Annotated in this window: 6 protein-coding genes; 5 read left to right on the forward strand and 1 reads right to left on the reverse strand. The window is 40.5% G+C overall.

Features of this window, described 5'->3' with window-relative positions; all coding sequences use genetic code 11:
* Positions 1-101: 101 nt before the first annotated feature.
* Positions 102-395: a hypothetical protein gene (locus NJ959_RS23325; RefSeq protein WP_254014141.1), complete on the reverse strand. Its 294-nt coding sequence runs from the start codon at positions 393-395 to the stop codon at positions 102-104.
* A gap of 481 nt (positions 396-876) precedes the next feature.
* Between NJ959_RS23325 and NJ959_RS23330 the strand changes: the two genes are divergently transcribed.
* The 5 genes from NJ959_RS23330 (at position 877) to NJ959_RS23350 (ending at position 7,031) form a co-directional block, all read left to right on the forward strand.
* Positions 877-4,098: an ATP-binding protein gene (locus tag NJ959_RS23330; RefSeq protein ID WP_254014145.1), complete on the forward strand. Its 3,222-nt coding sequence runs from the start codon at positions 877-879 to the stop codon at positions 4,096-4,098.
* A 746-nt stretch (positions 4,099-4,844) separates the two neighbouring features.
* Positions 4,845-5,057: an NAD(P)H-quinone oxidoreductase subunit L gene (ndhL, locus tag NJ959_RS23335; RefSeq protein WP_254014142.1), complete on the forward strand. Its 213-nt coding sequence runs from the start codon at positions 4,845-4,847 to the stop codon at positions 5,055-5,057.
* 244 nt (positions 5,058-5,301) lie between these two features.
* Complete coding sequence (locus tag NJ959_RS23340) at positions 5,302-5,622, forward strand: DUF3007 family protein (protein ID WP_254014143.1); 321 nt, start codon at positions 5,302-5,304, stop codon at positions 5,620-5,622.
* Between the two features lie 160 nt (positions 5,623-5,782).
* Positions 5,783-6,577, forward strand: a complete 795-nt coding sequence (gene trpA / locus NJ959_RS23345) for a tryptophan synthase subunit alpha (protein ID WP_254014146.1) — start codon at positions 5,783-5,785, stop codon at positions 6,575-6,577.
* Positions 6,578-6,608: 31 nt separating this feature from the next.
* A complete protein-coding gene (locus NJ959_RS23350; RefSeq protein ID WP_254014144.1) occupies positions 6,609-7,031 on the forward strand; it encodes a trypco2 family protein in 423 nt (140 codons plus the stop codon).
* Positions 7,032-7,084 lie beyond the last annotated feature (53 nt).

A 7,084-nucleotide genomic window follows, 5' to 3' on the forward strand; every position in this document is an offset into this window, starting at 1 on the left:
GTTGTTAGTTGTTAGTTGTTAGTTGTTAGTTGTTAGTTGTTAGTTGTTAGTTGTTTGAGAACAACAACAAATATCAACTAACCAACAACAACTAACCAATCTTAATGATTATTCGAGTGCTGATAACTGTAAAAGTTGTAGGTGTCAAACAATGCTCCCGCGAAGCTGCAAGTCAAACCAATTATAATCGCGCCCTCAATTGGAGAGCCACCACCAAAGATTGCCAGAAACTGCCACAGATTTGCTAAACCTATCTTACCAATCGTTTCCAAGCCGGGAATGTATCCAATGACACAGACAAAACCCAATACTCCGGCAATGAACACAATCGGCACAATAAAACTAATAAGAATTGTTAAGAAGAGGGAACGGAGAAGGGTGGGCAAAATGCTCATAAGTCGGCTCGCCAAAGGAGGTGAACTAAACGATAGCGGTAAAAAAAAAGTAAAGATGCTTTCTCTAGAATAAGCGCGATCGCTACGAATAACGGAAAATGTCAAAAATCTTAAATTACCATTAATAATCTTGTTGAACTTATATGAAGGCGTTACTCATAAATCAGTGATATGCTTAGTACGAAACTGTTCCAGCCGTTTGGCTTAAAATCTAGAGCAGATTGCAGGTTTATGAAGTACACCTCAGAAACCGGGTAACTTCGGCGAAACCCGGTAACTTCGGCGAAACCGGGTTTCTCTGTACCTTACTCACTTGAAATTCGCTGTATAAGTTTTTATAGTACTAGTCGCTCCACGTTTGATTTAACCTTATCGGTATGAAATTCAATCAGACGCATTGCGGATAGCACTTCAGGAGACTTAAAACGTGTTTCGTCGCACCCGTACCTCGATTATCTTGTATTTCGGCGCTTTGTTACTGATGCTACTCAGTAGTCTGCTACACCATACCGCACCCACTGCCGCAGAATCTCTATCTATTTCAGAATCGTCGCCGATCGCGGAAATCGTGAGAGGATGGGAATACCGCTGGGGTGACTCTCCTCTAGATGCGTCTGGTATTCCGATATTTACTCACCAAGCCAATTCTAATTCTGAATGGCAACCCTTTCAGTTTCCCCACAAAATAGAAAAACCATTAGGGGTAAATACGAAGATTCTCTGGTTGCGGGTTCCCTTGCCTGGGAAACAATTGCAGTCCCCCACACTATATTTGGGAGGAGTCCCCTACATATTAGATGTTTATCTTGAGAATCGACTTCTCTATACTCAATTGTCCCTCAATAGGGCAGGTGAAGCAAACCTGGTAGATTATCAATGGCCTATTGTTAGTCTTGAACCAGATTTTCAGAATAAGAATCTATTTTTTCGAGTTTATGTAGGCGGCAATGCTGGGATTTATATCGGATTATTTGAAAGAATTATCCTGGGAGAGCAAGTCAGGATAATTCAATTGTTTTTTCAACAAAAGATTGACACATTATTAGGGGTAATGTTTATTTTCTTAGGTTCAATATCCTTAATCTCTTGTTTGGGCAAACAAAAGGAAAAATCCTATTTTTACTTTGGTTTACTCGCCATAACCATTGGATTGTATGCTGTTGCACCTTCGGCTTTGATTCGGTTATTTTTCAAAGATTTTGCTATATTAAATTTCGTTGAATTTACGTCATTTTATCTGATTCCAGTGAGTTTTTGTCTCTTTTTTGAAGAAATGTTTGGTGCAGGATATCGGTCAATTATTCGCCGTCTCTGGCAAATCCATCTTCTATTTGCAGGTGTGGCTTTACTTTCCATTACTACTGGCAGAATTTCTTGGAGTCAAACCGTAACCCCAGCTCAAATTTTATTACTGATATCGGCTTCCGTGGTATTATTCAGGGCTATCAAAATATCATTAAAGGGAAACTCGGATGCTAAATTGTTTACATCAGGATTTATCATCCTCACTCTATCGGGAATTAACGATGTTTTAATCTATCAGATGTCATGGGTTTATTGGTATCACAAAATGTACCCCTGGGGAACCCTAATTTTCATCCTAATTTTGGGATTTATTTTAGAAAGTCGCTTTACAGAATCCCAACAATTATTACAAGCTTATGCTCTAGAATTAGAAAGCAAGAATGCCACATTACAAAAACTAGATCAACTTAAGGATGAATTCTTAGCCAATACCTCACACGAACTAAAAACTCCCCTAAATGGTATTATCGGGATTGCGGAATCCTTAGTTGACGGTGCGACTGGTAAATTATCTAAACAAACGGTATTCAATCTTTCTTTAATTGTATCTAGCGGGAAAAGACTCCACCAACTTGTTAACGATTTACTGGATTTTTCCAAACTCAAACACCAAAAGATTGAACTGAAACTCCAACCTGTAGGGATACGAGAAATAACAGAGGTTGTATTAACACTTTCTCGCCCCCTGATTAAATCTAAACCAGTAGCATTAATTAATAAAATTGCGGCAGATATTCCACCAGTGAATGCTGATGAGAATCGAGTGCAACAGATTCTATATAATCTAGTAGGTAATGGGATTAAATTTACCGAGCGTGGTACTGTTGAAGTATCTGCCGAAGTTGTTAATGATTGGGTGCAAATTACGGTTACAGATACTGGTATTGGCATTCCGAGTAATAAATTCGAGCGTATTTTTGAATCCTTTGAGCAAGCAGATGGTTCAATTGCCAGAGAATATGGTGGTACAGGATTGGGTTTAGCAGTTACAAAACAACTTGTTGAACTCCATGGTGGTAATATTCTGGTTGAGTCTACTGTAGGATTAGGTTCGCGATTCACCTTCTCCCTTCCTGTATCGGAAAGTCAAATAGAGAGGAAACTTTTAGAGGAAATCTCTCAGGTGCAAGAGTCTCCTGAAATTACCGTTACTGACGATAATATATTAATAAATTCAGAGGGATCAGTATCTTTAGATGGCGCATTTCAGATTTTGATTGTGGATGATGAACCTGTTAATCTTCAGGTAATAGTTAATCATCTTTCCTTACACAATTATGCCATTACTCAAGCATCAAATGGTATAGAAGCATTGGAAATTATTGACAGTGGTTTCAAACCAGACTTGATTTTGTTAGATGTAATGATGCCGAGAATGACAGGGTATGAACTTTGTCAAAAAATCCGGGAACAATTTTTACAGAATGAATTACCTGTAGTGTTATTAACTGCCAAGAATCAAGTATCAGATTTGGTGGAAGGATTTGCCGCAGGTGCTAATGACTATTTGACTAAACCGATATTGAAAAACGAATTGCTGGCAAGAATTAAAACCCATCTCAGATTAGCCAAAATTAACGCTGCTTATGAGCGCTTTGTACCCCAAGAATTCTTAAAATTCTTGGCAAGAGAAAGTATTATTGATGTCCAATTAGGCGATCAAGTACAGCGCGAAATGACAGTATTATTTTCTGATATTCGCTCCTTTACTAGTCTATCAGAAAGGATGTCACCAAAGGAAAATTTTGACTTTATTAATGCTTACTTGAGCCATGTAAGTCCAGTAATTCGTCATTATCGCGGCTTTATTGATAAATATATCGGAGATGCTGTCATGGCACTGTTTCCCCAAACCGCAGATGATGCGGTGCAAGGAGCAATTGAAATGCAAAAACAAGTCTCTCTCTATAATCAGGAGAGGCAAAATATGGGTGAAGTACCAATTGCAATTGGCATTGGTTTACATACGGGCAGTTTAATGTTGGGTACTGTGGGAGAGTCTCAGCGGATGGAAACTACGGTAATTTCAGATGCGGTAAATTTAGCATCTCGTTTGGAAGGGTTAACTAAGGTTTATGGTGTGGATATTTTGATTAGCGAAGAAACTTTATATCGTCTGGATAATCCGGAAATTTATGCTTATCGATATCTGGATCGTGTTACAGTCAAGGGGAAAAGCCAACCTATTGCTATATTTGAAGTCTATGATAGTAATTCCCCATATTTGATTGAAATTAAACGGCAAACCCGTGGGGAGTTTGAGCGGGGAGTAGCACTTTATGTGGCGAAAAAGTTTTCTGATGCCCTGGTATTTTTTGATCGTGTTTGGCAAATAAATAAACAGGATCTGGTGGTAGAGTTATATATAGAACGCTGTAAGGAAGCTAGTAGAATATAAGTTGAAACTTGATAAGTTTATAACTTATTGACCATATAGTCATATATAACCAAAAATGATAGAAACAGAAGATCCTTTTAATCTTCTGTTCAACTTATATTTAGATTTTACAGTAGATGGGGGCGGTGGGACTTGAACCCACACGACATTTTACAGTCAACGGATTTTCATTCTCCTTGTAGCTTTCGCTCCTGCTATTACTAGCACTTGAGAATTGGACTCTCCCTTTACCCTCGACTTCACGTTAGGGTAGCTCCCGTCGAGTCTCTGCACCTTCCCTCAATCTTGGATTGCCGATTGTCACCAACCGCAAATCTAAAATCTTTGGGCTTGGCTCAGGATTGCCATATCTGTTGTCAGACTTAGGTTTCCCTGAGTTTGAGAGCCGCCACTTGAGAGATTTCTCCATCAAGGCTCAATTTCCTTAAGTCCGTAGCGTCTACCATTCCGCCACGCCCCCGTATTAGTTTGTCACCAGGTTCAGAATTTTGCCTGATTCTCAGTATATCACCTTACATACCATTGTTGACCAAGCAAACTCTGGAAAGTGAAGGTTGTCGCTACCGTTTAGGCAAGTTTTCCCATTATAACCTCTTTTGGGCAAATTGATCCAAAAAATTTACCAGATCCAACTTCTTGTCTCCCCCCGCTCCCTCCCATCCCCTGATCCCTCTGTCTAAAGAGCAGAGATGAAAGTACAATGATAGCGATCGCTAGCCTCATGTTGTTTTCCCCGAACAGAAACTATGGTTGTTGCCCTGCTGTACCTAGCTTTAGGTGGACTGTACCTCGTCGTGGTTCCCCTTGCCGTTTATCTCTACCTGCAAAAACGCTGGTACGTCGCCAGCTCCATTGAGCGGGTATTCATGTATTTCCTGGTATACTTCTTTTTTCCAGGATTATTGCTATTCAGTCCTTTCCTCAACTTTCGTCTTAAGAAGCGCCAACCAGCCTCTTGAGCTAATCGATGGGGGATTTGGGATTGCCAATTTGCGATCGCACTCCCATAATTAGATATCTCTTAATTCAAACTACAATCTAAGGATTCAGCTATCAGGAGTCACAAATTGGCATTCAAAACTATTTGCTAATTACAATAGTATTTAGTTGAAAAAAGGTAATATATCAGATTATTCCCCTACCTGACTCCTGATAGCCAAATCTTCACCAGAAATCTCAAGTCCAAAATCGGATAATTGTTACATGCGCAGAATTGACGCGATCGCGATTTCCCTCGGTGTCTTCGCCGCTGGTGGTATCGTCTATATAATCTTACAACTCGTCGGTCTAGATAGCCAAAATGCAGGTATCTGGAGTCAAGCATTATTAGTCCTTGGTTTGCTCGGCTGGGTGTTAAGCTATTTATTCCGAGTCGCCACCAAAAATATGACTATCCATCAGCAAGCAAAAGACTATGAAGATGCAGTATTGCAAAAGCGCCTTGAAGAAATGACTCCAGAAGAAATTGCTCAACTACAAGCGGAAATTGAACAAGAAAAACTTTCTCAATCTGCCAATAAATGATCTTGTTTGAGAGAAAAACCTAACCCCCCAGCCCCCTTAAGAGCGCAGGGCTGTTTCATTCTCGGTTGAAAAATTGGTTTTTTTGGGGGCAGGGAGCAGGGGAGCGGTTAATGGTAAGATGTCAAACAACAAAAAACAAACAACCAATAACCCATTACAAATGTTCAAAATTTCCGATTCCTTCCAATTCCTGCGGCAAAACGGCCAATGTGCCCTCATTCCCTTCATAACTGCGGGAGATCCCGATTTGGCAACTACGGCAAAAGCGATTAAAATACTTGACAAATCGGGGGCAGATATGATTGAGTTAGGCGTGCCTTACTCCGATCCTCTCGCAGATGGTCCAACAATTCAAGCTGCCGCCACGAGAGCATTACAAAAAGGGGTAAAATTGGATGATGTTTTGGCAATTGTCAAGGATGTTATCCCAGAAATCCGAGCGCCGATTATCTTATTTACCTACTATAATCCGATTCTGAATCGAGGTATTGAAACCTTTCTAAAACAGATTGCCGCCGCCGGAGTACAAGGATTAGTTGTACCTGACTTGCCTTTAGAAGAAGCAGAATCTTTAATTAAACCTGCCGCAGAAATTGGGATTGAAGTTATCTTATTGGTAGCGCCCACTAGTCCTAAAGATAGAATAACTGCGATCGCAAAACAATCCCAAGGCTTCATCTATCTCGTCAGCGTTACCGGAGTCACGGGGATTAGACAAGAGGTTGCTTCAAGAGTGCCAGAGTTACTCCAACAGATGCGTGCTGTCACAGATAAACCCATTGGGGTGGGATTTGGTATTTCCGCACCGCAACAAGCCAAACAGGTGAAAGAATGGGGTGCAGATGCCGTTATTGTTGGTAGTGCTTTTGTGAAACGGTTGGCAGAAGGAACCCCTGATGAAGGATTGGCGGCGATTGGGGAGTTTTGTCAGAGTTTGAAGGTGGCGATTAGTTAATTGCTAATTGCTATATTAGGAGGCAAAATTAATGTCTGACAAAGATAAAGAATCCATTGGGTTAGCTGAGTTTATTCAACAGGTTAAACAAGATCTTTTATCGGTAGTGCCAGGTAAGGATAAGGATGCCCCTTTCCTCTTTGTTGAGTCTGTGGAATTGGAATTACAGGTTACTGTAAAACGAAGTGGTAAGGCGGGTGGAAAGGGAAGTATTAAAATTAATGTTTTGGGCACAGGTGGAGAGATTGGAGTTGAAGGGGGTGGGGAATTAGGGCGAGATGATGTTCATAAAGTGAATGTGAAACTTTCTCCAATATTTGATAAAGAGCGTCTGCTGGAATTTTATCAGACATTACATCCGGATTTGGTGCTACAGACGGTGAAGAAATCTGTAGATGGAATTCTCAAAGGTGATGGGGAGAGTAATCTGGATGATGATTTGGGTGAATTCTGATAAATCTAGTAGGGTGCGTTACTCATAACGCACCCTACTGAGGTGATGAGGTT

The organism is Limnofasciculus baicalensis BBK-W-15 (genome assembly GCF_024178385.1).
Classification (GTDB): Bacteria; Cyanobacteriota; Cyanobacteriia; order Cyanobacteriales; family Coleofasciculaceae; genus Limnofasciculus; species Limnofasciculus baicalensis.

Bases quoted from the DNA above. Each gene is read 5' to 3' on its own strand.
- NJ959_RS23325 (WP_254014141.1), bottom strand. From the start codon at position 395: ATGAGCATTTTGCCCACCCTTCTCCGTTCCCTCTTCTTAACAATTCTT.
- NJ959_RS23330 (WP_254014145.1), top strand. From the start codon at position 877: ATGCTACTCAGTAGTCTGCTACACCATACCGCACCCACTGCCGCAGAA.
- ndhL (WP_254014142.1), top strand. From the start codon at position 4,845: ATGGTTGTTGCCCTGCTGTACCTAGCTTTAGGTGGACTGTACCTCGTC.
- NJ959_RS23340 (WP_254014143.1), top strand. From the start codon at position 5,302: ATGCGCAGAATTGACGCGATCGCGATTTCCCTCGGTGTCTTCGCCGCT.
- trpA (WP_254014146.1), top strand. From the start codon at position 5,783: ATGTTCAAAATTTCCGATTCCTTCCAATTCCTGCGGCAAAACGGCCAA.
- NJ959_RS23350 (WP_254014144.1), top strand. From the start codon at position 6,609: ATGTCTGACAAAGATAAAGAATCCATTGGGTTAGCTGAGTTTATTCAA.